Origin of the sequence: Spiribacter aquaticus (assembly GCF_007625215.1) — a bacterium.
GTDB classification, from domain to species: Bacteria; Pseudomonadota; Gammaproteobacteria; order Nitrococcales; family Nitrococcaceae; genus Spiribacter; species Spiribacter roseus.
The window spans coordinates 417384-443138 of sequence record NZ_VMKP01000003.1 but is presented as its reverse complement, the minus strand read 5'-3'; the positions used below and the strand labels follow the sequence as shown (position 1 = coordinate 443138).

Below are 25755 nucleotides of genomic sequence, written 5' to 3'. Positions count from 1 at the left end.
TTACTCCTGATCGCGTGGACGAATGGATTCGCTAATGACTTCGGCATCAAAGGTCGCTTTGAGTGCCGCGATATTGGGGTCGGTCTCGATGGACTCACGCGCGCGGTCGCGGCGATCGCTCGCCACACGCTCCGCGGCGGCGGCGGGGGTTTCCGCGTTGACCGGCCCCACCCGGACGTCCACCCGCAGCGCCTCATTGAAGTGCTGCGACAGGGCCTCGGCAAGACGCGCGGTGACGTTGTCGTTGACCAGATGCCGATGGCCCTCGTCGATCTGCAGCGTCACCCGGTCGCCGTCCCGCGCCACCCAGTCGCAGTGATCGGCGAGCGCCTGGGCCATGCCACTCAGTGACAGCGCCGCCGCCAGGCGATGCCAGTCATCATTGCCGGTGGGGGTCTGGCGCTCGGTGGCGGGCTCAGCGGCGGGCTCAGCGGCAGGGGCCGGCGCCGATTCCGGGGCCGACCCCGGAGCCGGCGCCGCCGGCGCCGTCGGAGCCGCTGCGGTGGGGCCGCGGGTGTCGCCCTCACCGGGGTCCGGCTCAAAGGCGAGCATCCGCAGCAGCACCATCTCGAAGCCGGCGCGCGGATCCGGGGCAAGGGGCAGATCGCGGCGCCCATGCAGCACGATCTGATAGAGCAGCTGCACCCACGCCGCGTCCAGCCGCTGGGCCAGCGCGGCCAGGCGCTGCCCGTCAGTGGTCTCGGCATCAAAAACGGCCGGCACGGTCTGGGCCAGCGACAGCTGGTGCAACAGGGCCAGCAACTCAGCCAGCGCCTGGGCAAAATCCGGGGATGTCTCTGCCATGCGCGCGACGGTATCCAGCAGGCCGGGGCCATCGCCGTCGGCGAGCCGCTCGAGCAGTTCGAGCAGAAAGTCGTGATCGATGCTGCCGAGCATGTCCTGTACATCGGCGTCGACCAGCCGACCGCTGCCGAATGCAAGGGCCTGATCGGCCAGACTGAGGGCGTCGCGCATGCTGCCATCGGCAGCGCGGGCGAGACGCTCGATGGCCGGCTTTTCCACCTCGATGCCCTCGTGGCGGGCGATGGTCTCCAGCTGGCCGGCGATCATGTCCGGCAGCAGCGGCTTGAGGTTGAACTGCAGGCACCGCGACAGCACCGTGACGGGCAGTCGTTGCGGGTCGGTGGTGGCCAGCAGGAACTTGACGTGCTCCGGGGGCTCTTCGAGGGTTTTCAGTAGCGCATTGAAGCTGTGCGTGGACAGCATATGCACTTCGTCGATCAGGTAGATCTTGTAGCGTCCACGGGTCGGGGCGTACTGGACATTATCCAGCAGATCGCGGGTGTCCTCGACCTTGGTGCGGGAGGCGGCATCGACCTCGATCAGATCCACGAAACGGCCGGCGTCGATCTCCGCGCAGGCGGCACACTCGCCACAGGGCACATCGGTGACACCCTTCGACTCGCAGTTGAGGCACTTGGCGAGGATCCGCGCCACCGTGGTCTTACCCACGCCCCGGGTGCCGGTGAACAGGTAGGCGTGGTGCAGACGTCCGCTGGCAAGGCCATTGGCGAGTGCCCGCAGGACGTGGCCCTGGCCAACCATTTCGTCAAAGCGGTGGGGGCGCCACTTCCGCGCGAGTACCTGATAACCCATACTGCGAGTATAGCATCGGCGAGTGGGGACAATAGAGAAAGGCGGGGACGCCAGCCACACCCCGGCGCCCGAATCCACCGCTGCCGCTGCTCCCTTCCGGGCCTGACGGGGTTGACGGTTTATCGTCGCGAGGGGACCAGCGCCACCGCCATTGTATGGTAGCAAACCGCCCCAGCCCGCGCGAACCCAGAAGGACCGGCGCCATGACCCCGCTGACCGAAATATTCGCCACCTTCCTGCGCCTGGGGCTGATCGCCTTTGGCGGGCCGGTCGCCCATCTCGGCTATTTCCACCGCTGGTTCGTGCGCGACCGGCGCTGGCTGGGTGATGCCACCTACGGCCAGCTGCTCGCGCTCTGTCAGATGCTGCCCGGCCCGACCAGCAGCCAGACCGGCTTCGCCATTGGTGTCGAGCGCGCCGGTATTGCTGGTGGACTCGCGGCGTGGCTGGGTTTCACCCTGCCCTCGGCGGTGATCATGATCGGCCTGGGGATGGGCATGCAGCACCTCGGCGCGTTTGACTCCGCAGGCTGGCTGACCGGGCTCAAACTCGCCGCCGTGGCGGTGGTCGCGCATGCCCTTTATGGCATGGCCCGACAGCTCTGCCCGGACTGGCCACGCGTCGGGATTGCCGCGGCGAGCGCCCTGGCGGTCAGCCTGGCACCGGCGGCGCTGGGCCCGTTCGTGGTCATCATCGGCGGGGCCCTGGCGGGCCTGGTCCTGTTTCCGTCCCCGACATCCGCCCATGCCGATCTGGGCGCGCGCGTCACCCGCCGCCAGGCCCTCGCCGCCCTGGCGCTGTTCGGCATGGGACTGATCGCCCTCGTCGGCCCGTTCGGCCTTCCCCCGTTATGGGCGGTGCTCTATCAAAGTGGCGCCCTGGTGTTTGGCGGCGGCCATGTGGTGCTGCCATTGCTCGAGGGCGGGCTGGTGGCGCCGGGCCTGATCGATGCCAACCGCTTTCTCGCCGGCTACGGCGCCGCCCAGGCTCTGCCCGGGCCACTGTTCAGCTTTGGCGGGTTCGTCGGCGCCGGAGTCGCCGATCAGGCCCCCTTACTGACGGGGATGCTGGCGACCGTCCTGCTCTTTGCGCCCGGACTGCTGCTGGTGGTGGGGCTTCTGCCATTCTGGCAGGCGGCCGGCCGCTACCCGGCGACGGGCCGCGCACTGCCCGGCATCAACGCCGCCGTGGTGGGGCTGCTGGCCGCGGTGCTTTGGGACCCGGTCATCACCAGCGGCATCGGCTCAGTGGCGGATGCCGGCATTGCGCTTGTCGCGCTGCTGGCGCTGGCGCTGACCCGCACCCCACCCTGGGCGGTGGTTCTGGGGTGTGCACTGGCCGGCGCCGGCCTCGGCTATCTGCCCTCCATGGCATAGCGCAGCACCCGGCGCTTCAGCCAGCCACCATGGCCCGCGATCTGCAGGCCCAGCCCGCGCACCGGCGCGAGCGGCCCGAGCGGCGCCGTGAAGCCGACATGAAACGCGCTCATCGCTGACTGCATCAGCTGATTATCGGGACGCCGTCCGCGCTCGTAGGCGGCCAGCCCGGTCGGATACGCCGCCGGCAGCCCCCGGCGCAGCGACTCGGCAATCTGCCCGGCGAGCGCCCGCGCATCGCGCAGCCCGATGTTGACCCCCTGACCGGCCAGCGGATGAATCACATGCGCCGCATCGCCGACCAGCACCAGCTGATCGCGCCAGTAGCGCTGTGCATGCAGCCGGCGGATCGGAAAACTGCCCCGCCCGTAGACCTGGTCGATCAAACCCAGATCCGTCGGGAAGGCGCTTTCCACGGCATCCACAAAATCGGCCTCGCTCATCGCGGTGAGCAGGCGGGCCTTGGACGGCGAGACATACCACACCAGCGACGCCGCGCCACCGGCGAGCGGCAGCAGTGCCTGCGGGCCATCCGGGGTAAAGCGCTGCCAGGTCCGGGTGCCCGCCGGCGGGTTTGGCTGCACAGTCGCGACCACGGCGTGCTGGTGATAATCGCCCTCCCAGACGCCGATACCCGCCGCATCCCGTAACCGCGACCCGGCACCGTCCGCCGCCACCGTCAATGCCGGCGTCAACGCCCCTTCACCCTCAAGGATTAACCGCGGGCCATCGGTGCCGGGCTGTACGTCGAGCGTCGGGGCCGGGACATCCAGCCGCACCGATTCGAGCCCGGCAGCGGTCTCCAACAGGGCCGCCTGCAGGTGGTCGTTTTCAACGAACACGCCCAACCGATCCAGACCCAGCTCATCGGCGCTGAATGCGAGCCGTCCCGGTGCCGAAATATCCCAGGTCGCCAGTTCATCAAAGGTCGCCACCCGCGCCTGGTCCAGCGCCGGCCAGGCGCCCAGCGACTGGAGATACTCGATGGACCGGCCGTTGAGGGCCGAGACCCGGAGCCGCGGCGGCTCATCGGCCGTGGGCCGGGTCGCCGGACGGGCCTCGAGCAGCCGCACCGGGATGCCACGACGGCCGAGATCCACCGCAACCGCGGCGCCGACCATGCCACCGCCGACCACCAGCACATCATTGCTGTTCATTGGAACGACTCCCTTGTCCGGGGTTGGAAAACACACTGAGTATTCTAGCGCGCAGATCCGCCAGCGTTCCCGCCGTCGACGGGCCGGGCTCCAGACCGGCACGGAATCCCAGCGATTCGAAACCCTCGAGCAGCGCCGGATCGCGGGCGACCACATGCACCGGCACCGTGCGCGAGGTGGAGTCACCCGTGATCAGCGGCGCCGGCTGATGGTCACCCAGCAGGATCAGCACCCCATCACCCAGAGACCGTCCGGCCCACTCGCCGGCGGTGCGAAGGGCGTAATCCACCGCCCGCTGGTAATGATCACGGATGCGCGCCCCCTCGCTCCAGACCTCGCCGGGGGGCGGCCCGGCATCGGCCCAGCGCTCAAAGACGGCCCCGTCGCCAATCCGCGCCCAGTCGAGGATCGGCAGGATCGGCGTCCACGGCGCGTGGCTGCTGATCAGCGCCACCTCGGCAAACACCGGCTCGGGGGTTGCCTCGCGGATCGCCGACTGCAGGTAATGCCAGGTGTACTGATCCGGCATGGTCACCCAGTTGAGCGAGGGGCCGGCGTAGTCGATGCGCGCATAATCGTCGATGCGGTCATAGCCCCATTGCCCGCCGGCGGGCCATGGATCGGTGATGGCCGGCATCAGGGCCACGGTCTGATAACCGGCGCGATCGAAATCCTCGATCAGCGATGGCCGCTCGGCATTCAGGAACAGGTCATAACGGATCTGATTGTTCATCCAATGCCCGCTCAGCACGGTGCCATGGGCGAGCCACGACTGCCCGCCCTGTACGGGCGACTCGAAACGCCCGGTCACCACGGCAAGACCGGCGGCGTCCAGCGACTCGCCGAAGTGCTCGAGCGCCGCCCGCCCGGTGGCGCGATACCGCGGGTCATCGAGCATGACGGTGCCGTAGGACTCGATGAAACCAAGAATCACATCGCGTCCGGCCAGTCGATCAAGTGATGGGGCGACCGGGTCCGGTGTACGCCGCAGTGCATCGGCGAATCGCTGGCGCTCACGGGCCGTTTCCAGCACCCGGTGGGTCTGGTCGTTGAAGCGGATGACCGCCGGCGCATCCACCGCGCGATCGATTGCCGGCATATCCCGGTGGTGCTGCAGCAGCAATCCGGCGACCAATACCAGCAAACCCACCGTGCGCAGCCGCCAGGCGCCCCGCGGTGGGATCCCGCGTCGCAGTGTCCGCGCCAGCAGGGCAAAGACACCCACCACGGCCAGCGCCGCCAGAACCAATGTCAGCCAGGCCAGCGGCGCACCGATGGCACCCCGCAGCAGGTGCTCGACCGAGGTGGCGAGCGGGATATCGATGAGAAGATTCATGGGCCGGCCCAGCGCCCAGCCGGTGCCCAGATCCGACAGCGCAAGAGCCACCGCCACCAGAATCACGGAGCTGAGCATGGGCGCAACGCCGCGTGCCAGCGCCACCGGCAGGCTCCAGATGATGCCGAGCGCGATCAGGGTCTCCGCCGCCAGCCACGGCGATGGGAACTGCGTATAAGGCATCCACCACTCGGGCACCACCAGCAGCAGGTTGATACCCAGCGCGATGAGCAGCCCCGCCACGACCGGGCGCATCATCCGGGCCACCGTCCCATCCGACGACTCGCCGCGTCGGTGCAACTTCCACCCCGTGGCACTGTCGACGCCCTATCGAGGAGGGTGTTGATGCAGCACAGGAGCGAGGCCATCCAACCATCGAGCTGGACACTGACCGAACCCGCCCTGCCACTGCGGCGCGGCGTCATGGCGGCGCTCGCCATGGCAACCACGGCACTGGGGATCCACTGGCTCGCCGCGCTGCTCGGCGGCGGCGGCATTGATGCGCTGGAGGGGCTGGTCATTGCGGCCTTCTCGGTCACCTTCGGGTTCTCGTGCATTGCATTCTGGACCATGATGGCCGGTATTGCCCTGCGGCTGTCCGGTCGGCATCCAGTCACCCTGCAGCGCGGCGCCCCTGCGGCCGAGGACGCGCCCCCGTTGGCGCGGACCGCACTGGTGATGCCGGCCTATAACGAAGACATGGGCGACGTCGTGCACTGCCTGATATCGACATTGCAGTCCCTGCAGGACACCGGTCAAAGCGAAGCGTTCGACTGTTTTCTGCTCAGCGACAGCAACGATCCAGCCCAGCGCGAGCGTGAGCGCGAGGCGATGGCCCGACTGCAGCGTCGATTCCCGACGGGGCCCGGGCTCTACTATCGGGCCCGTGATGAGAACACCGGCCGCAAGCCGGGGAACATCCGGGACTTCTGCGAGCGCTGGGGCGCCGGCTACGAGTTCATGGTGGTGCTGGACGCCGACAGCCGCATGACCGGCGAGGCCCTGCTCACCCTGGTGCGCCGCATGGTCGCCAACCCCCAGGCGGGCATCATCCAGACGGTCCCGCTGCCAGTCGGCCAGCGCACGGTGCTGGGCCGATTCCAGCAGCTCGCGGCCAGCCTCCATGCCCGTCACATCGCCAACGGCCTGGCCTTCTGGCAAGGCAACAGCACGAACTACTGGGGCCACAACGCGATCATCCGCATCGCCGATTTCAAGGCCTGCTGCGGACTCTCGCCGCTCCCCGGCCGGCCGCCCCTGGGCGGCGACATCATGAGTCACGACTATGTCGAGGCCGGGCTGATGCGCCGGGCGGGCCGCAGCGTTTACGTCCTCCCCGAAATCGGCGGCAGCTTCGAGGGCATGCCCGGCAATTTCATCGACGATCTCAAACGCGAGCGGCGCTGGTGCCAGGGGAATCTCCAGCATCTGCGCCTGCTGACCGGGCGCGGCTGGCGACCCGTCACGCGGCTGAATTTTCTGCTCGGCGGGCTCGCCTACCTGACCGCGCCGCTGTGGCTGCTGATGATCAGCGCCGGCATCCTCGACGCGGTGGTCTCCCCGGATCAGGGGCGCTGGGTGAACGCCGCCACCACACGGCCCGACACCGTTGTGCCGCTGATCGGCCTGAGCCTGATGGTTCTGTTTCTGCCGCGGCTGATCGGCATCGCCCTTGCCACCCGGGAGCAACGCGGATACGGCCGGCGCTGGTCGCTGCTGCGTGGCAGCCTTCTGGAGCTGGGCTTCGGCATTCTCCGATCCCCCCTCATGATGGTGCTCTACAGCGGCTTCATCCTGCGCATCCTGGCCGGACGCCCGGCCCGCTGGGATACCTCGCTGCGCGGCCGGCGGCGCATCCCGGCGCGTGAGGCGTGGCGGTTGGGCACGCCCATTGCGGCCGGGGCGCTGACCGTCGGCCTGACCGTCGCCATGGGGGCGCCGTCACTGCTGCCGTGGCTGCTGCCGGCGCTGGCGGGACCCCTGCTATTTCCGCTATTCCTGCAGGTGACCAGCCTCCTGGCGCCGGCATGGCTGCCGGCGACCCCGGCGGAGTCGCGCCGGCTGGTGCCCGTCAACCCGATCGCTGTGGGCCGGTCACCACGGCCTTCAGCGGCCAGCGTCTGCCCGCCACCGGCCGAGGATTATCGACCCATGCCGCTGCAGCCGCTGTCTATCCCGGCAGGCCGGGCCTGAACCGACTCAGGCCGAAGCCTGGGTCGCCGCCTCACCGGGCGACGTCTCGCGCAGGGCGAGCGCGGTGGCCTCGCCGACGTGCTCAAGCCAGTGGAAGGTCATGTCCTGACGGGCGGACTCGGGGATGTCCTCGTAGTCCTTGCGGTTCCGGGCCGGCAGCAGCACCGTGTGAATGCCGGCCCGACGCGCCGCCAGCACCTTTTCCTTGATACCGCCCACCGGCAGCACCAGACCGCGCAGGGTGATCTCGCCGGTCATCGCGACGTCTTCGCGAACACACCGCCCGGTCACCAGCGAGACCAGCGCGCTGTACATCGCCACACCGGCACTTGGCCCGTCCTTGGGGATGGCCCCGGCCGGCAGGTGGACATGGATGTCATCGCTGGAGAATGCCGTGGAGTCGATCCCCAGCTCGTCCGCGCGCGCCTTGATCAGGCTGAGCGCCGTCTGGGCACTCTCTTTCATGACATCGCCCTGCTGACCGGTCAGCACCAGCTTGCCGTTACCGGCATAGCGATTCGCCTCGATGAACAGGATATCTCCGCCCACCGGCGTCCAGGCCAGCCCGGTGGCGACCCCCGGGACGCTGGTCCGCATGGCCGTTTCGCCCTCGAACTTCGGCGCGCCCAGCACGGTCGCGACGGCATCGGCGTCCACCCGTGCCTGCTCGGCGGTGCCCTCGGCGAACTGCACCGCAAAATGCCGCACGATGGCGCCCAGCTCGCGCTCCAGCTGCCGGCAGCCGGCCTCGCGGGTGTATTCCGCGATGACCCGGTCAATTGCCGCATCGGTCAGCTCGAGCTGCCCGCGGGTCACGCCGGCCGCCTCGAGCTGGCGGTCCAGCAGATAACGCCGCGCGATTTCCGCTTTCTCCTCCTGGGTATAGCCCGGGATCTCGATCATCTCCATGCGGTCGCGCAGCGGCGCCGGTATCTGATCGGGGACGTTGGCGGTGGCGATGAAAAGCACGCCGGTCAGATCAAAGGGGACGCCGAGATAGTTGTCCTGAAAGGTCCCGTTCTGCGCCGGGTCCAGCACTTCCAGCAGCGCCGCCGACGGATCGCCCTGGATGCCGCCGCCGAGCTTGTCCATCTCATCGAGCATCAGCACTGGATTGCGTGACCCCGCCTTGTGCAGGCTCTGGACCACCTTGCCCGGGAGCGCCCCCAGATAGGTGCGTCGATGCCCGCGGATCTCGGCCTCATCGTGGACACCGCCCAGGCTCGAGCGCACAAAGTCGCGACCCGTGGCGCGGGCGATGCTCTGCCCCAGAGAGGTCTTGCCCACGCCGGGCGGCCCGACGAGGCAGAGAATCGGGCTGCGCCCCTCGGGGTTGAGCTTGCGCACCGCCAGATGCTCGAGGATGCGCCGCTTCACCGGCTCAAGGCCGTAGTGATCGGTGTCGAGGATCTCCCGGGCCCGGGCGATATCAATGTCCTCGGGCCGCGTGGTGGACCAGGGCAGCTCAAGCAGCCAGTCAAGATAGGTACGCACCATCGAATACTCGCCGGCACCCTCGGGCATCCGCTCGAGGCGCTTGAGCTCCTTGCGCGCCTGCTCGTCAACGGCCTCGGGCATCTGCAGCGCATCGATGCGGGCCTCGAGCTCGCGGATCTCCTCGCCCTTGTCATCGCTCTCGCCCAGCTCCTCGCGGATCGAGCGCAACTGTTCGCGCAGCAGTGCCTCACGCTGGCGCTCGGACATTGTCTCGTGGGTACGCTCGCTGATTTTCTGCGAGAGCTTGAGCACCTCAACGCGATAGTCGACCAGTGTCAGCACCCGCTCGAGACGCGTCTCAATATCGAGTGTCTCCAGCAACTCCTGGCGATCGGCACTCTCGAGGTCAAGATAGCCCGCGACGGTGTCGGCGAGCGCACCGGGCTCCTTGATGCTGGATAATGCCCCAGCCAGCTCCTGGGGTGCCTGTGGCAGGAGCTCGAGCGCCTCGAGCGCCTTGTCGCGCAGCGCGACCATGTGGGCATCCACGGTCTGCCCCACGGGCTGTTCCTCGGCGATGCGCTCGACCCGCGCCACCGGAAACGGATAGCCGTGCAGGTGCTCGATGACGCGGAAGCGCTGTTCGCCCTGCAGGACCAGGTGATGGTGCCCCTCATTGCCGTTCACGAACCGCATGACGTTGGCCACCGTGCCGACCTCATGCAGGTCATCGGGACCGGGTTCCTCCACGCTGGCATCCCGCTGCATGACCACGCCCATGGGCTGCTCGTTCTGCGCCGCCTGGCGCGCGGCGAGGATCGATCGCGCGCGACCGATCCCCACGGGCACCAGCATGTTCGGAAACAGCACCATGTTGCGGATGGGCAGCAGGATCATCGCGTCGTCAGGAAGCCGCGGGATGACCAGACTGCGGGACGGCTCAACGCCCTCGTTTTCAAGAGTCTGCATGGATACCTCCGAAGATCGCCGGCCACTTGCCGGGTAACACGGTCAGAAGTGGAGGCTGCCGGCGGCGGATTCAAGTCATCCACCGGGCACGCAGAGCCATCGCAATGGTACCCTTGGCGCTCTACGGATCACTGATTCAAGGGATGCCCAAGCGATGGACGAGACCGTCAAGATCACATTGCCCGAGACCGGGATCCCCCGGCATTGGTACAACATCAACGCTGACCTGCCGGCCCCGATGGCCCCTGTGCTGCGGCCCGACAACTATGCCCCGGTGGGGCCGGATGATCTGGCGCCGATCTTCCCGCAGGCGGTCATCGAACAGGAGATGAGCACCGAGCGCGAGATCGAGATCCCGACGCCGGTCCGCGATGTCTACCGCCAGTGGCGTCCCTCGCCGCTGTACCGGGCACGTCGGCTGGAAAAGGCGCTGGGCACCCCGGCCCGCATTTACTACAAGTATGAGGGCGTCAGCCCCGCCGGCAGCCACAAGCCCAATACCGCCATCGCCCAGGCGTTCTATAATAAGGCCGAGGGCGTCAGACGCATCACCACCGAAACCGGCGCGGGTCAGTGGGGGTCGTCACTGGCACTCGCCGGGGCGATGTTCGACCTGGACATTGAAGTATTCATGGTCAAGGTGAGCTTCAACCAAAAGCCCTACCGCCGGGCCTTCATGGAGAGCTTCGGCGCGCACTGCATCGCCAGCCCCAGCGACACCACGGCAGCCGGCCGCGCCGTCCTGGCTGAACGGCCCGACGCCACTGGTAGCCTTGGCATCGCCATCAGTGAAGCCGTCGAACTGGCCGCCCAGCGCGATGACACAAAATACGCCCTGGGCAGCGTGCTCAATCATGTCTTGCTGCATCAGACCGTGTCGGGCCTGGAAACCCAGCGGCAGCTCGAGCAGGTGGATGATTACCCGGATAAGGTCATTGGCTGCACCGGGGGTGGATCGAATTTTGCGGGCATTGCCTTTCCGTTTCTCGGCGAGCGGCTGCGAGGCGGGCCGGCGACCGAGTTCATCGCAGTGGAACCGGCCGCCTGCCCCACCCTGACCAAGGGTCGATTTGCCTATGACTGGGGCGATACCGGCCATCTGACGCCATTGACCAAGATGCACACCCTCGGCTCGGCCTTCATGCCCCCGGGCTTTCATGCCGGTGGGCTCCGATACCATGGCATGGCGCCACAGATCAGCCACCTCACCGATCTCGGCTACATCCAGCCGCGCGCTTATGGCCAGCTCGACTGCTTTGCCGCTGGTCTGACCTTTGCCCGGGCGGAGGGGATCATCCCGGCACCCGAGGCCAATCACGCGGTCAAGGCGACCATCGACGAGGCAATCGCCTGCCGTGAGTCCGGCGAGTCGAAGGCGCTGCTATTCAACCTCTGCGGGCATGGCCATTTCGATATGCAGGCCTACACCGACTATCTCGCCGGCAGGCTCGAAGACGAGCCCGAGCAGATGGCCGAGCAGTCGATGGCGCTATCGGGGCTGCCCGGCGTGTAGCCCGGCACGGCCGGTGCCGTTCCAGTCATTGGCCGCGCCCAGGGCGATGGTCACCCACACGGGCAGATCATCCGCCAGGCGATAGTGTATGTCCGGATACTGGTGACGGGCCGCCAGCAATCCCCGAGCCGCCAGATCACCCAGCATCTGGCGGGTATCGGCAGGCGGCTGAGGCATGACCCGGGCGAGTTCGTCGGCCTTGAGCTCACCGGCATGATGCAGACAGGTCAGCATACGCAGGCGATCCCCGTCGCTGATGATGCGATGGAAGTCCACGCCGCGCAGTGTCTCGGTTCGGGAATGGGCTTTAGTCACGGGCCGTCTCCTGATGTTTTCCGGATTATGCCGCCGGATACATGACAGGAGTGTGACGTGGAGCAGGCGAGGAAATGGCGTCCCCAACGGGATTCGAACCCGTGTCGCCACCTTGAAAGGGTGGTGTCCTAGGCCGTCTAGACGATGGGGACACGTCCTGAAGACGACGCGAATAATAGCAGAAAGCGGGTCTGCGTCAAGGCAGAACAGTGCAAGATCCCGTGAAGGACGCCGTCGGTTAACCTCAAAGAAGAGGCGCAGGCAGAAGCGTAGGAATGAATCCCCAGAATCGGAGATGAATAAAGCACTGCGGGAAACATTGATGCGCGGAGAGATTGGTGGAGCCAGGCGGGATCGAACCGCCGACCTCCTGCATGCCATGCAGGCGCTCTCCCGGCTGAGCTATGGCCCCTGAATCAACGAGCGAGAGTTTAGGAATACACGCGCCACGTGTCAATGCCGATCCAGCTCCGGCTGGTCCACCCACTCGCGGGCACGGACAAGACGCCGCAGGACGGCCTCGCGCCCCAACAGTTCCAGCGTGATATCGATGGGCGGCGATACCGGACCGCCGGACACCGCCACCCGAAGGGGCTGGGCCACCTTGCCCATCTTCAGCCCCTGCTCCTCGGCAACGCCGGTTATCGCCTGATGAATGGCGTCGGCCTTCCAGTGCTCCACTTCCGCCAACGCGTTGGTCAATGCGTCAAGCACATCACCGGCGCCGAGCAGGTGCTTGCGCGCCGCCTTTTCGTCGTACGCCTGCGGTTCGGTATAGAGAAACCGGCTGTTCTCGGCCATCTCGACCAGCGTTTTGCTGCGCTCGGCCTGGGCTGATACCACCGCTTCGATGTTCGGCGCGTCGGCGGCACCGGGATCAATCCCCAGCGCACCCAGATGCCACGCAAAGTGGCGTGCGACATGCGCCGGCGGCAGCGTCTTAAGGTAATGCTGGTTGAGCCAGTCCAGTTTCGAGGGGTTGAGGCTCGAGGCGGAGTGATTGATCTCGCCGATGTCGAAATACTCAATCAGCTCGTCGAGCGTGAATACCTCCTGATCGCCATGGGCCCAGCCCAGGCGGACCAGATAGTTGATCACCGCCTCGGGCAGATAGCCGGCATCACGATACTCCATGACACTGGCCGCCCCGGTGCGCTTGGAGAGCTTTTTGCCCTGCGCATCAAGGATCATTGGCACATGCGCGTAGACCGGCGGCTCGACCCCCAGCGCCTTGAGGATATTCGCCTGACGCGCGCTGTTGTTGAGGTGATCATCGCCACGAATGACATGGCTGATGCCCATGTCCATATCATCCACCACCACGACGAAATTGTAGGTGGGTGAGCCATCCGCGCGGGCGATGATCAGATCATCGAGCTCGGCATTGTCGAATGCCACCCGGCCCTTGACCTGATCGTCGACCACGGTGTGCCCTTCATGGGGCTGACGAAAGCGGATGACCGGATCGCCCTCGGCATCCGCGGGGCGCTCGGTCAGATGCCGGCATCGGCCGTCGTAGCGGGGCTTAACCTTGCGCGCCTGCTGATCGGCACGCAGCTGGTCGAGGCGCTCCCGCGAGCAGTAGCAGCGATAGGCGGTGCCCTCCTCGAGCATGCGATCGATCACTTCGCCATAGCGCGCGAAACGCTCGGTCTGGTAGAGCGGCCCCTCGTCATAATCTATGCCCAGCCAGCTCATGCCCTCGAGGATGGCGTTAATGGCCTCGGGCGTTGAACGCTCACGGTCGGTATCCTCGACCCGCAGCACAAAACGGCCGCCATGCCGACGGGCGTAGAGCCAGCAGAAAAGCGCCGTGCGGGCGCCGCCGATGTGGAGATAACCGGTGGGACTGGGGGCAAAACGAGTGGTGACGGACATATCGGCCTTCGCTGTCTGGAAAGACACCAGTCTAGCGAGTGACCGGGGTCACGGGCCAGTGGGCGTCATCAGCGATTGACAGCCCCCCGGCTGATTCCTAAACTCTCAAGCTGTTGGGCGGTTAGCTCAGCGGGAGAGCACTGCCTTCACACGGCAGGGGTCGCTGGTTCGATCCCAGCACCGCCCACCAACCCGCATCCCTTCCTCAGGCGACCCGCTCGATCCGAGCCGGCAGCGCCTGGCGCACCGAAGCACCCGTCACCCAGTCCAGCCAGGCATTGCCCGAGCTGTGCGTCGGATCCACCAGCCCCAGATCATTGAGATTGACGCCGGCGCCGATGGCCTCGTCCCCGGGCAATGCCTTGCCGTCGATGGTGTGCGTGCGCGCACCCAGTTCGCGATGCCCATAACCATGCTCGATGGCCACCGCGCCACGCTTGACGCCGTCACGCAGCATCGCGACGCCTTCAACCGATCCTCCGGGGGTCACCACCCGCACCCGGTCGCCGGTGTCGATACCGGCTGCCTGAGCATCCCGCGTATTGATTCCCACCGGATTGTAGGGATGGATCTGGCGGAGTCGCGAAGCGGCAATCGAGTGCGGGCTCTGGAGGTGCGACTTGTACGAGGTCAACCGCAGAGGCCAGTGATCGACCGGATAATGGCGCTCGACGCGCGAGCCATCGGCGAAACGTGGCGGATGGAAGGTGGGGCAGCCCGTGAAGTACTCACCACTCAGTGAGTGGCGCTGGCTGCCAACCGTTTCGTTCCACACCGTGGCCGGGCGGTCCCAGTGGGTCACCGGGCCCGCATCCTTGGCCGGCGCCTCGCCAAAGCGTCCGCCGCGGCAGAAGACATAGGCCACCCGGCGCCACTCCTCGGGCTTGAGATGCGACTGGAGTGTCCCGGCGATCCGCTCGACGCCAGTCAGACGCATGTCGTCCTCGGCGGCCTCGGCGACGGCCCCGCCGTCCCAGGCCACATTGGCGGCGCCACGCAGATACCAGTCCGCCGCACTGTTGAGCGGGTGTAGATTGCCCTCGGCATCGGGAATGGCCCTGTCGCCAAAACCGGGCAGCCCCAGGCGTTTCGAGACGGCAATCAGGAAGGCCTCCATGCTGAGCGGCTCGCCGTCCGGGGTCTTGCCAACGCGCGGTTCGACAATCGGCCAGCGTGCGCTGATCATGCGCTGCTTGACGCCCGCCCAGGCCTTGGAAAAACCCCAGCCCTCGTAGGTCACCAGATCCGGCACCAGGTAATCGGCGTAGGCGTTGGTCTCGTTGATGAACGGCTCAATACCGATGATCAGGCCGATGCGGGAGGGATCCTTGAGGCGCTCATCGATCGCCTTGCGCAACCCGGCCTGGCCGTAGATCGGATTCCCCATGTGGTTGATCCAGATCTTTGCCTGATAGGGGTAGCCCTCGAGCGCCGAGCACAGATGTTCGGTGAATAGCGGCGGGGACACCGGATACCATGGGGCCTTCGCGGGATAGGGGTTGCGCCCGGCGGCGACTTTGCGCTGATACTCGCTGCTCGCCTCGTAAGTCGTACGGCTGCGCGATAGAAAGATCCCTTGCGGGCCGACCTTGCCGGGGAAGTTGGCCATGTCATAGCGCTCGCCGGCACCGGTATTGGTGAACGGCTGGCCCTTGACGAAGGTTCCTCCCGGAGCATTTAGGTTACCCACCATGGCGTTGAGCATGACGATGGCGTAGGAGGTGTAGAAGGCACTGCCGTTCATCACGCCGCCATGGGTGTTGATGACCGCCTTTTTGCCGTGGCTGGTGAACTTGCGCGCCAGCGCCTCGATGGTGGCCTCGGGGACGTCGCACTCGGCGCTGTACTCCGCCAGCGACAGACGCCTTGCCTCCTCGGTCAGGCGTTGCATCGCCGATTTGACCGTCACGCGGCTGCCATCAGCGAGCGTCACCTCGCGGGTCACGAACAACGCCGCCGGCCGCGGTGCCGTATGGGCCATCCACACGTCCGCCTCAGCATCGATCACCACCGAGTCATCGGCATTGTCCGTCCAGCCCAGGTCCCGACCACGCAGGATGCGGCCGGTCAGTTCATGCTCCTCAGTACTCACGACCAGGTGAGTGGCGTTGCTCCAGCTGGGCTCGCCGGCGGCGTCGCGGGCCGCGGGCCCCGGCTGGGACAGGTAGGCATGGTCATAGCGCTCGTGATCGATGATCCAGCGGATCATGGCCATCGCCATTGCCGAATCACCGGCCGGACGGATCGGTACCCAGTTGTTATTGCTGCGGGTCGCGAGACTCGAAGAATTGGGCAGCGACGGCGCCACCACCACGTATTCAAACCGCCGGTCGGTGCGGGCGCTTGCCAGCTGACGGCCCTGCTGCTTGTAAGGGTTGCCGGCATGCGCCGGCGCCGTGCCCATGAAGATCACGAACCGGGCGTGATCCCAGTCCGGCTTGGCATGGGTGAAGCCTTTCATGTCGTCGAACAGCGCGCCCGAACCAACGCGATAGCCAAGGCCGCAGTACGAACCGTGATGGCCGAAGTTGCGGGTCCCGAAGGCATTGAAGGTGAATCGCTTGACCAGATCGCGGCGGCCGTCGGGGCCGGCGTCGGTGACCAGCAGCCGGTTGGCCACCGGCCCGTACTCAGGGTTCTCGGGATCCATAAGCGTTTCGGTGTCATGAATGGCCCGCAGTCCATCGACCGCCCCCTCGCCGAACAGATCGCCGCCTTCGGTGACTTCCTCGATCAGCTGCTCAAAGCTGATTGTCTGCCACTCGCCCGCGCCCCGCGGGCCGACCCGTTTCATCGGCTGGGTGATGCGCTGGGGATTGTCGAGCAGCTCGAGCATCGCCGCGCCACGCGCGCAGGCGGCCGATCGGCCGTCGATCCCCGCGTCACCACCAAGCCCGGTGTAGGCCGCACGGACCGAATCGGCGTACGGCCGCGGATTTTCGTGGGACAGGGGATGATAGGGGTTGCCCGCGATCCGCAGGACCCGGTTGTTGACCGTGTCCACCCGAGCCCGGATACCGCACTGAGTCCAGCAACCCAGGCATTGGGTGAGGCTGACGACCTGGCCGTCAGCCGGCGTCAGCTCGCCGGTATCGGCGTCGATATGAAATTCCGGAGTCAGCGCATTGCCGGTGATCCGGTCGGTGGTCGGCTCGCCGGCGCTGCCGCTCAGTAGCCCCTCGGTGGCCTTTTTGACCGGCCCGACATAGCCCGCACCGAACACTCCAAGCCCGCCGGCGGCGACGCCCCCTTTCAGCAGGTTGCGACGATTCTTATCCATGAGCCACCTCACGCATTGATGGGTTGGGGTGGACGGCGCCGCAATTGGCGATGATTCCCGGCAGGATCATCAACACCGCAAGCCATAGACCGAATACACCCAGAATGCCGAGCAGCCCGTCGCTGCCCAGCGGTAAATGATAGGGATAGAGCCCTGCTCCGTATTTCGGCACGCTCTGAACGTCCATCAACACGGCCCAGCGGAATGACCATGCGGCCAGCAGTGCGAGTGGCGCCAGCCACCATGCCCGCGCGATCCCCCTGGGCGTACGCAGCATCCACAGCGCCGCCAGCAGCAGCCCGCCGCCCACGGCCACCGACAGGGCAAACACGATCCGCCAGTAGGCGAACTGCTCGACGAGGCGCAGAAAGGCCTGGAATGACACCGAGCCACTGATCCAGCCCGTCACCGCCCAGCCAACCGCACCGACGCCGGTGGCGATCAGCGCCAGCACGAAAAGCCGTACGGTGAGACGCTGATCGCCCGGCGTCGCGGCGAGGATCCGCGCCTGGGTAAAGACAATGGCGGCGAGGCTCGCCATGAAGGCGGTGAGGGCCAGATTGACGATCATCCATTCGGTGTGCCAGAGCGCCCTCGCCTTGACGATCATCACCTCGGAGCCGGTATAGAGCAGGATCCCCAGAGCGCCAATGAGCATCACGCCGGCAATCCATGGCCGCAGCGCCTGTCCCGACCAGTTACCGGCCGCCCACAGCGCGAGCCAGCGCGGCGCACCCTCGGCCTTGAACACCGCGCGCTGCCAGAGCACCCAGTAGCCGAGCAGGCCGGTCATGAACACCGGCAGGATCAGCGCACCCAGAGACATCCACGACCAGGGCGTGATGTCGGTGTAGAAGTGATAGAACCGCCCGGGTTGATGCAGATCCGCCAGCAGCGCGATGGGCGCGATCACGCCCGTGGAGATCGCGACGACCAGCGCCGGGGCCTGAAGACGCTGCCAGCGGCCGCCGCGGACAAACTCGCCGACGGCGACCAGGATCGCCGCCGTTGCGGCCATCCCGACAAGGAAAAAGTACTGCACCGCCCAGGGCAGCCAGGCGACTTCCTGCTGCGGGACGATGATTTCGGCGATGTTCATGACACGGCCCCCATGACGCCGCCGTGCTCGGAATCGAACCACAGGCCACTCTCGCCCTGGATGCGCTCTATGAAAGCGTCGGTCATGCCGATGTAGAACACATGCGGTCGGGTATCGAGTTCGGGCTTGAGCACCTTGACGTCGTCGTAGTTCTCGCTGAGCACCCGATTGATATGGCTGTCGGGGTCGTTGAGATCGCCGATGATGCGCGCACCGCCGACACAGCTCTCGACGCAGGCCGGCAGCAGTCCGGCCTCCAGCCGGTGCACGCAGAAGTTGCACTTATCGGCCACCTGCGTTTCGTGATTGATGAATCGCGCGTCGTAGGGGCAGGCCTGCACGCAGTAGCCACAGCCCACGCACTGATCGCTGTCCACCACCACGATGCCGTCCTTGCGCTGCCAGGTCGCCTGGACCGGGCAGACCGGCACGCAGGGTGGGTTGTCACACTGGTTGCAGAGGCGCGGCAGCATCACCGCCGCCGTTTCCTCGGAGGCGTTATCCGTGACTTCGTACTGATGGACGATGGTGCGGAACTGACCCACCGGTGGCTGGTTCTCGATCGAGCAGCTCACCGTGCAGGCCTGACAGCCGATGCAGCGCCGCAGGTCGATGGCCATGCCGTAGCGCTTGCCGGGATCGCCGCCACGCCGCGGGGGTTGATCGTTGAGGCCGGCCTCGACCTCCGAGAGGGGCATCACGGCAACACCGGCGGTGACTGCCGCGGCCTTGCCAAGAAATTGCCGGCGCGATACATCCATTGCGGGACTCCGTTGTAGCGTTGTCCCCACTGTCGGCGTTCGCCGCACCGCCGCGAATTGTGGAAAACCACACAAGGCCCATAAAATTGATCTGCAGCAAGTCAGAGCGACATCGCGGCCGCCGGCAGGAATCGGGGTCGCTATGATCAGCGCAGCGACCCGCAAAGGAGTGACGATGCAGGCCTGCGATAAAGGCCCGCCCCCGGCATTGCCCGATGCCCTTGAGGTAGGCGACGGCATCGTCTGTGCAGTCGGGGCCGGCGGCAAGAAGACCACCCTGAATCGCCTGCTCGAGCAGCTTGGCGGCCGCGTCGGAGTGACGGCGACCACCGCACTCACGCCCGTGCCCCCGTCACTGGTCGACGCCGGGTGCGTGGCCACGGCGGAGCAGCTGACCGACGATGTGCCGGCAGCGGCGCGCACCGCCCGCCGGGTGGTGTTCGCCTGCCCGGGCGCAAAGCCTGATCGCCATGCCGGCGTCCCTCCCGGAGTGATCGCCGCTGTGCATGCCCGCGCGGGTTTCCATACGACACTGGTCAAGGCCGATGGCGCACGAATGCGCAGCATCAAGGCGCCCCGGGCCCACGAGCCTGCGCTGGTGCCCGGCTGTCGCCGCGTGCTGTTTCTGGTCGGGGCCAGCGTGATCGGCAGGCCACTGGATGCCTCGCTGGCCCACCGCGTGCCCGAGCTCGCGGCGTTACTCGATCTTTCGGTGGGTCAGGTGATCACGCCGGAACACATTGGCCGACTGCTGAGTGAGCCGGCCGGCGCCTGCCAGCATGTCGGCACGGCCCGACTGATTGCGGTGATCAACCAGGTGGATGACACCGACCGACTCGACGCGGCGCGGCGGGCGGCCGAGGCCGCACTCGCCGGTCGTTGCGCACCCGACCGGGTGGTACTGACCGCCATGACCGCCGCCCAACCGGTCATCGAGGTCATTGATCCGGGGCAGACACGCGCCGATGGCGAGCCATGACGCTTCCCGTGACGGCGGTCATCCTTGCCGGCGGCCGCGCGACCCGAATGGGGGGCCGGGACAAGGGACTGATCCCCCTCGCCGGGCGGCCGATGATTGCCTGGGTGATCGAGGCAGTCGCCCCATGGGTGAGTGCCGTGATCGTCAACGCCAACCGCAATGTCGAGGCATACCGATCGTTCGGCTATCCGGTGATCGGTGATGATGACACCGGGACCGCCGGCCCCCTGGCGGGCCTTGCCGCCGGCCTGGCGGCCTGTCGTAACCCGTGGCTGCTGACCGTGCCCTGCGACACCCCCGCCATTCCCGCCGCACTGCCCCGGCGGCTGGCCGCGGAGATCGATGGCCACTCAGCTGCCATCGCCCATGATGGCCGGCGGCTGCAACCGGCTCATGGCTTGCTGAGCGCCGGTGTCGCCCACCCGCTCAAGGGATTCATGGCGCAGGGTGACCGACGGCTTCATGCGTGGTATGCCACCCTTGACACCCGCATCGTCGACTTCTCGGATCACCGCGATGCCTTCGATAACGTGAACACACCCGAGCAGCACGCCGCGATGGCGGCGCGACTGCCCGGCCGGCAACAGGAAGACCAATGACCTCACCCACTCACGGCAACCCCCATGGATCCGACCGCTCCCTGAGCGCCGCCGTCCACGACCTTGTCACCGCCATCGAACCGATCAGTGGTTACCACCGGGTCGCCCTGCGCGCGGCACTCGGGCGGATACTGGCCGAGCCCCTGCGCACGGCCGTTTCAGTGCCGGCTCACGATAACTCCGCGGTCGACGGCTATGCGCTCCGGCATGCCGATGCCGGGCACGTCCCGCTGCAACAGGTTGGCACGGCCGCCGCCGGCCATCCCTACACCGGCACACTCGGTGCGGGCGAGTGTGTGCGCATCATGACCGGGGCGGTGGTACCCGCCGGCGCCGATGCGGTGGTCATGCAGGAGCGCGTCAGCCGTGATGGCGATGCCATCACCCCCGAACCGTGGCCGCCGGCGGGCAACAACATCCGACGGGCCGGCGAAGACCTGCAGGCCGGTGACTGCATCCTCGAGGCGGGGCGACGGCTCACGGCGGCGGATCTGGGGGTGATTGCTTCCACCGGTCAGGCTGAGCTCAACGTCAAGCGGCCGTTGCGCGTCGCGTTCTTCTCCACCGGCGATGAGCTGCGCGGCGTCGGTGAGCCCCTTGGCCCGGGTGAGATCTACGACAGTAATCGCTACAGCCTGTACGGCATGCTCACGCAACTCGGCGTCGAGGTACTGGATCTGGGCACGATCCGGGATGATCCCGAAACCCTGGCCGGCGCCCTGCGCCAGGGTGCGCGCGACGCTGACGCGATCGTGACCTCCGGCGGTGTCTCGGTAGGCGATACCGACCATCTCCCCTCGCTGCTCGGACAGCACGGTGAGCTGCTTTTTCGCAGCATCGCCATGAAGCCCGGCCGACCCGTCACCGTCGGGCGCTTCGACGCGGCCTGGTACTTCGGCCTGCCCGGCAATCCGGTATCGGTCATGACCACATTTACGCAACTGATCACGCCGGCGCTACAGCGTCTGGCGGGTGAGGCACAACGTCCCGCCCGTCGCATGCGCATGACGACTCGGAGCCCCCTCGGAAAGACCCCCGGCCGGCAGGATTTCCAGCGCGGGCGACTCGTCGAGGGCACGGATGGCGAGCTCGAGGTGGTCAGCGTTGGTCATCAGGGCTCGGGCATTCTGCGCTCGATGAGCGAGGCGGACTGCTTTATCGTGCTGCCCGCCGAGCGCGGCCCGGTGGAGGCCGGAGAGGTCGTTGAGGTCGAGCCGTTTACATCTCCCCTTCTCATCTAGACCCGCCCGGTCGGCTCAGGCAACCCTGATCAGCTCCAGCCAGTGCCGCACCGGAATCTCCGATGTCTCGTCCAGGTGCGCCAGGCATCCGATATTGGCGGTGGCGATCACTTCGGGCGATCCGGTATTCAGGTTGTCGAGTTTCTGGGTTCGAAGCTGATCGGCCATTTTTGGCTGCAGCACCGAGTAGGTCCCGGCGGAGCCACAACAGATCTGCGCATCCGGCACCGGCGTCATGTCAAAGCCAATGCGCGCCATGAGCGCATCAACCCGACCATTGAGTCTTTGCGCGTGCTGGAGCGTGCAGGGCGTCTGGAAGGCCACCCGCCGTGGCGCATCGTCCGCCGGCGCGAGTTGGTGGGCGTGACGCTCGAGCAGTTCGATGGGATCGATCGCCAGTGCGGCGACCCGCGCCGCCCGCTCCGCATACACCGGATCATCAGCGAGGAGGTGACCGTAGTCTTTCACCTGGGCCCCACAACCACTGGCATTAACGACAATCGCCTCCGCACCGGCTTCTATGTGCGGCCACCAGGCATCAATGTTGGACCGGATGCGGTCCTTGGCCGCTTCGCCCGCGCCCAGATGCTGGTGAATCGCCCCGCAGCAGCTGACCTGCGTGGTCCGTTTGACGCCGATGCCCAGACCATCCATCAGCCGCGCCGTCTGCGGGTTGATGGGCGGCTCCAGGGCCGGCTGGACACAGCCCTCGAGCATGAGCACAAACCGGTCATGGGTTGCGGTCGCCGGCCAAGCGGGCGCCGGGCGGCGGGGACGGATTTTCTTACGCAGCGGGCTGGGGACCAGTGGCCGAGCCATGCGCCCCGCGGCAAGCAAGGCGCCAAAAAGCCGTGGCCGGGGCAAAACGCTGCGAAGACCGACCCGCATCCATCGCTGCAATCCCCGCCGCGGCACTTGCTCTTCGACGATCTCGCGTCCCAGATCGGCGAGACGGCCATACTCGACACCGGAGGGGCAGGTCGTCTCGCAGGCCCGACAGGTCAGGCAGCGATCGAGATGCAACTGAATGCTCTCCGTAGGCGTTTCGCCTTCCAAAACCTGTTTGATCTGATAAATCCGACCGCGGGGGCTATCCAGTTCGTCACCGAGCAGGCGGTAGGTCGGGCAGTTCGCCAGGCAGAATCCGCAGTGCGTGCACTTACGCAGTATATCGTCCGCCTCCTGACCAGCGGCGGTTTCCTTGATGAAGTCAGCCAAATGCGTCTGCATGCTCAGCAAATCTCCGCGTCGGGATAGAGTCGGCCCGGGTTGAGAATGCCCTGGGGATCGAAGGCCTTTTTCATGTTGTGGTGCAGGCGGCTCTGGACACGATCGAGCGCCGGGAACGCATCGACGCCCTCGATTCGCCCACGGAATAACGTTGCGCTACCGCCCTCGGCGGCGGCCCGAGCGCGCAGGGTTGCCGGCGCCGGATAACCGCGCAACCACACCTGCTGACCGGACCAGTCGATGAGCAGCTGATCACCGAACCCCGTCAGATCTGACGCCGGCGGCAGAGCGATACGCCAAAGCGGTGCTTCGCCCTGCGCGAAAAACGCATGGCCGTGGTCACGAATGGACTGCCATAAGGCATCTGCGCTGGCCGGCTCCAGGGCTTCACCCTCCATGGCGGACACTGCGTCATCCACCGCCGAGGCCGCACCCTCAAAACGGGCGTAGAGGCGTTCGCCGTCGTGCACCAGCCCGCTCAGGGGCCGACCGTCGCGAAGCCAGCCCTCGCTCAATTCATGGCACTGGGTGGGAGCGGCCTCCATCGCCACGGTCGCCCGGGCTGCCGGCGACGGAAGCACTTTGAGCGAGACCTCGGTAATCACACCGAGGGTCCCGAGAGCACCGGCATTGAGCCGTGCCACGTCGTAGCCCGCCACGTTTTTCATGACCTCGCCGCCGAACCGCATCAACTCGCCACGGCCATTGATCAACCGCAGGCCCAACACCATGTCTCGGACGGCGCCGCCATAGGGACGCCGCGGCCCGGCGAGTCCGGCCGCCACCACACCGCCCAGCGTGGCGCCGGCGCTGAACTGAGGGGGCTCAAAAATCAGCCGTTGCCCCTGCGCTGCCAGCGCGTCTTCTATCTCGGTAATCGGCGTACCCGCCCGCGCTGTCAGGACCAGCTCCGTGGGCTCGTAGCTCACGATCCCGCGATGCCCGCTTACATCCAACGCACTGCCCTGCACCGGACCGCCGTAGAAATGCTTGCTTCCTCCACCGACGATCGAGAGCGGCTCGCCCTGCTCGGCAGCCGCCGCGACTCGCGCTCGAAGCGCCTCGGTCTGATCGGTGTCCGCCATCAGAACCGCTCCAGCTCAGGATGGGGCAGCTTGCCGTTGTGTACGTGCAGATGGCCAAATTCGGCGCAACGGTTGAGGGTGGGGATTGCCTTACCGGGATTGAGCAGCCCCTTTTCATCGAAGGCGGCCTTGATGCCGTGGAACTGCTCGATTTCAGCGCTAGCGAACTGCACGCACATCTCGTTGATTTTCTCCATGCCAACGCCGTGCTCACCGGTCACAGTACCGCCAACCTCGACGCAGAGCTGGAGGATGGCACTACCCGCGCGCTCGGCCGCCTCCAGCTGCCCCGGCTGGTTCCCGTCAAACAGGATCAGCGGATGGAGATTCCCGTCGCCCGCATGAAAGACATTGACCGTCTCCAGCGCCTCGGCCGCGCTGATTTCGCTGATGCGTTGCAGCACGTACGCGAGCTGGTTGCGAGGGATGGTGCCGTCCATGCAGTAATAATCCGGCGAAATCCGGCCAACGGCCGGGAACGCCGCCTTGCGCCCGGCCCAGAAGCGCGCCTTCTCCTGGTGATCGGCTGCCACCTGGATACGGGTGGCACCGTGCTCACGAAGGCATTCATCCACGGCCTTCATCTGATCGGCGACTTCTGCCTCACTGCCATCCAGCTCGCAGATAAGGATCGCAGCGGCATCGGTGTCGTAACCGGCCTGGACGAAATCCTCCGCCGCCTGGATGGCTGCACCATCCATCATCTCCAGCCCGCCCGGGATAATCCCCCGACCAATCAACCCGGCCACCGCATGTCCACCGGATCCGACATCAGCAAACGAGGCCATCAGCACCTGTTTGGTCAATGGGTTGGGCAGCAGTTTGACGGTCACCTCAACAATGACGCCAAGCATGCCCTCCGAGCCATGCATGAGCGCGAGCAGATCAAGCCCAGGGCTGTCCAGGCAGTCAGATCCGATGGTGGTTATCTCGCCTTCTATGGTGACTACCTTGACCGCGAGGACATTGTGAACAGTCAGGCCGTATTTCAGGCAGTGCACGCCGCCGGCGTTCTCGCCCACATTGCCACCGATGGAACAGGCAATCTGCGAGGAGGGATCCGGCGCGTAGTAAAGCCCGTAGGGCGCGGCCGCCTCGGTAATCGCCAAGTTACGAACGCCCGGATCAACGCGGGCAATCCGCCGCTGCGCGTCGATTTCGCTGATGCGATTGAATTTGCCCATGGCCAGCAGCACACCCTGTGGGTGCGGAAGCGAGCCCCCGGAAAGACTTGTCCCGGCGCCCCGGGTGACCACCGGTACACCAGATTCGTGGCACAGTTTCAGCACAACCTGCACCTGTTCGATGGTTTCGGGAATCACCACCAGACGGGGCAGCTGTTTATAGGGGGCAAGGCCATCGCACTCATACGCGCGTCGCCCTTGCTCGTGGACGATCAACCCCTCGGCCGGCAGGACCTGCCGGAGCGATTGGACAAGCGGATCGACATCCACATCAAAACGCAAATCCTCGTCGCGGAACAACGCGTGGGCCGGCATGCCGTCTCCTCCATCGATTACTTCATCGAAACTATCGCAGCAACCCACCTGCCTCAAGCCCAGTAAATACATCATGGAAGTTGAGTGTCTGGATGATGGGCTGTCCGAGCACCGCGCCTCCGGTATCGGTTATCGAACCCCGAAGCGACGGGTCGACTGACCCCGGTCACCCCGGCAGACTAGCCGCTGAT

At 66.4% G+C, this 25755-nt stretch carries 18 protein-coding genes, 3 tRNA genes and 1 other RNA gene; 7 read left to right on the top strand and 15 right to left on the bottom strand.

What is annotated here, in order from left to right; genetic code table 11:
* Positions 1 to 1617 (bottom strand): DNA polymerase III subunit gamma/tau, encoded by a 1617-nt coding sequence (dnaX, locus tag FPL11_RS08585; RefSeq protein ID WP_144348231.1) that lies wholly within the window; start codon positions 1615 to 1617, stop codon positions 1 to 3.
* A gap of 45 nt (positions 1618 to 1662) precedes the next feature.
* Positions 1663 to 1759, bottom strand: an RNA gene (gene ffs / locus FPL11_RS08580) — signal recognition particle sRNA small type.
* A gap of 61 nt (positions 1760 to 1820) precedes the next feature.
* Here ffs and chrA point away from each other — a divergent pair.
* Complete coding sequence (gene chrA, locus FPL11_RS08575) at positions 1821 to 2993, top strand: chromate efflux transporter (protein WP_144348230.1); 1173 nt, start codon at positions 1821 to 1823, stop codon at positions 2991 to 2993.
* Here chrA and FPL11_RS08570 read toward each other — a convergent pair.
* Together FPL11_RS08570 and FPL11_RS10110 are read right to left on the bottom strand one after the other, a co-directional pair.
* Entirely contained in the window at positions 2972 to 4150 is a 1179-nt protein-coding gene (locus FPL11_RS08570) for an FAD-dependent monooxygenase (protein WP_159308485.1), read from the bottom strand. The two genes, chrA and FPL11_RS08570, sit on opposite strands and share 22 nt — an antisense overlap.
* Positions 4137 to 5744 carry an alkaline phosphatase family protein gene (locus FPL11_RS10110; RefSeq protein ID WP_159308486.1) on the bottom strand — a complete coding sequence of 536 codons (1608 nt, stop codon included), beginning with the start codon at positions 5742 to 5744 and terminating at the stop codon, positions 4137 to 4139. The genes FPL11_RS08570 and FPL11_RS10110 overlap by 14 nt, the downstream gene beginning before the upstream one ends.
* Before the next feature lie 36 nt (positions 5745 to 5780).
* Between FPL11_RS10110 and mdoH the strand changes: the two genes are divergently transcribed.
* Positions 5781 to 7679 (top strand): glucans biosynthesis glucosyltransferase MdoH, encoded by a 1899-nt coding sequence (mdoH, locus tag FPL11_RS08565; protein ID WP_159308487.1) that lies wholly within the window; start codon positions 5781 to 5783, stop codon positions 7677 to 7679.
* Between the two features lie 6 nt (positions 7680 to 7685).
* Here the strand turns inward: mdoH and lon are convergent, their stop codons facing one another.
* A complete protein-coding gene (gene lon, locus FPL11_RS08560; RefSeq protein WP_144348227.1) occupies positions 7686 to 10085 on the bottom strand; it encodes an endopeptidase La in 2400 nt (799 codons plus the stop codon).
* 154 nt (positions 10086 to 10239) lie between these two features.
* Here lon and FPL11_RS08555 point away from each other — a divergent pair, with 154 nt between their 5' ends.
* Positions 10240 to 11598 (top strand): TrpB-like pyridoxal phosphate-dependent enzyme, encoded by a 1359-nt coding sequence (locus FPL11_RS08555; RefSeq protein WP_144348226.1) that lies wholly within the window; start codon positions 10240 to 10242, stop codon positions 11596 to 11598.
* Here the strand turns inward: FPL11_RS08555 and FPL11_RS08550 are convergent.
* The 4 genes from FPL11_RS08550 to gltX form a co-directional block, all read right to left on the bottom strand.
* Positions 11575 to 11913: a helix-turn-helix domain-containing protein gene (locus tag FPL11_RS08550; protein ID WP_144348225.1), complete on the bottom strand. Its 339-nt coding sequence runs from the start codon at positions 11911 to 11913 to the stop codon at positions 11575 to 11577. The two genes, FPL11_RS08555 and FPL11_RS08550, sit on opposite strands and share 24 nt — an antisense overlap.
* A 75-nt stretch (positions 11914 to 11988) precedes the next feature.
* A tRNA-Glu gene (locus tag FPL11_RS08545) sits at positions 11989 to 12065 on the bottom strand.
* A gap of 184 nt (positions 12066 to 12249) precedes the next feature.
* A tRNA-Ala gene (locus tag FPL11_RS08540) sits at positions 12250 to 12325 on the bottom strand.
* A 41-nt stretch (positions 12326 to 12366) separates the two neighbouring features.
* On the bottom strand, positions 12367 to 13791 hold the full coding sequence (gltX, locus tag FPL11_RS08535) for a glutamate--tRNA ligase (RefSeq protein WP_144348224.1): 1425 nt from the start codon (positions 13789 to 13791) through the stop codon (positions 12367 to 12369).
* A gap of 115 nt (positions 13792 to 13906) precedes the next feature.
* On the opposite strand from gltX, the gene FPL11_RS08530 reads away from it, so the two are divergent.
* Positions 13907 to 13981: transfer RNA gene (locus FPL11_RS08530), tRNA-Val, on the top strand.
* Between the two features lie 15 nt (positions 13982 to 13996).
* On the opposite strand, the gene FPL11_RS08525 is transcribed toward FPL11_RS08530, so the two are convergent.
* Genes FPL11_RS08525 through dsrO form a run of 3 tightly spaced genes read right to left on the bottom strand, consistent with a single transcriptional unit; the run spans position 13997 to position 18931 of the window.
* Positions 13997 to 17071 carry a molybdopterin dinucleotide binding domain-containing protein gene (locus FPL11_RS08525; protein WP_144348223.1) on the bottom strand — a complete coding sequence of 1025 codons (3075 nt, stop codon included), beginning with the start codon at positions 17069 to 17071 and terminating at the stop codon, positions 13997 to 13999.
* Positions 17064 to 18170, bottom strand: a complete 1107-nt coding sequence (gene nrfD / locus FPL11_RS08520; RefSeq protein WP_144348222.1) for an NrfD/PsrC family molybdoenzyme membrane anchor subunit — start codon at positions 18168 to 18170, stop codon at positions 17064 to 17066. The genes FPL11_RS08525 and nrfD overlap by 8 nt, the downstream gene beginning before the upstream one ends.
* Positions 18167 to 18931, bottom strand: coding sequence for a sulfate reduction electron transfer complex DsrMKJOP subunit DsrO (gene dsrO, locus FPL11_RS08515; protein WP_069133934.1), 765 nt, complete (start codon positions 18929 to 18931; stop codon positions 18167 to 18169). Before dsrO ends, nrfD begins: the two co-directional genes overlap by 4 nt.
* A gap of 175 nt (positions 18932 to 19106) precedes the next feature.
* On the opposite strand from dsrO, the gene yqeC reads away from it, so the two are divergent.
* From yqeC to moeA, 3 genes are read left to right on the top strand one after another with little or no spacing between them, the layout of a single operon-like run.
* A complete protein-coding gene (yqeC, locus tag FPL11_RS08510) occupies positions 19107 to 19910 on the top strand; it encodes a selenium cofactor biosynthesis protein YqeC (RefSeq protein WP_159308488.1) in 804 nt (267 codons plus the stop codon).
* Positions 19907 to 20509 carry a molybdenum cofactor guanylyltransferase MobA gene (gene mobA / locus FPL11_RS08505; protein WP_144348220.1) on the top strand — a complete coding sequence of 201 codons (603 nt, stop codon included), beginning with the start codon at positions 19907 to 19909 and terminating at the stop codon, positions 20507 to 20509. Before yqeC ends, mobA begins: the two co-directional genes overlap by 4 nt.
* Complete coding sequence (gene moeA / locus FPL11_RS08500) at positions 20506 to 21750, top strand: molybdopterin molybdotransferase MoeA (RefSeq protein ID WP_144348219.1); 1245 nt, start codon at positions 20506 to 20508, stop codon at positions 21748 to 21750. Before mobA ends, moeA begins: the two co-directional genes overlap by 4 nt.
* Before the next feature lie 15 nt (positions 21751 to 21765).
* Here moeA and glcF read toward each other — a convergent pair whose 3' ends face one another.
* Genes glcF through FPL11_RS08485 form a run of 3 tightly spaced genes read right to left on the bottom strand, consistent with a single transcriptional unit; the run spans position 21766 to position 25564 of the window.
* Positions 21766 to 22980, bottom strand: a complete 1215-nt coding sequence (glcF, locus tag FPL11_RS08495) for a glycolate oxidase subunit GlcF (RefSeq protein WP_144348218.1) — start codon at positions 22978 to 22980, stop codon at positions 21766 to 21768.
* Positions 22981 to 22982: 2 nt separating this feature from the next.
* Positions 22983 to 24065 carry a glycolate oxidase subunit GlcE gene (glcE, locus tag FPL11_RS08490; RefSeq protein WP_144348217.1) on the bottom strand — a complete coding sequence of 361 codons (1083 nt, stop codon included), beginning with the start codon at positions 24063 to 24065 and terminating at the stop codon, positions 22983 to 22985.
* The gene (locus tag FPL11_RS08485) at positions 24065 to 25564 is read right to left on the bottom strand and encodes an FAD-linked oxidase C-terminal domain-containing protein (RefSeq protein WP_144348282.1); all 1500 of its coding nucleotides are present in this window, start codon (positions 25562 to 25564) and stop codon (positions 24065 to 24067) included. Before FPL11_RS08485 ends, glcE begins: the two co-directional genes overlap by 1 nt.
* Positions 25565 to 25755 lie beyond the last annotated feature (191 nt).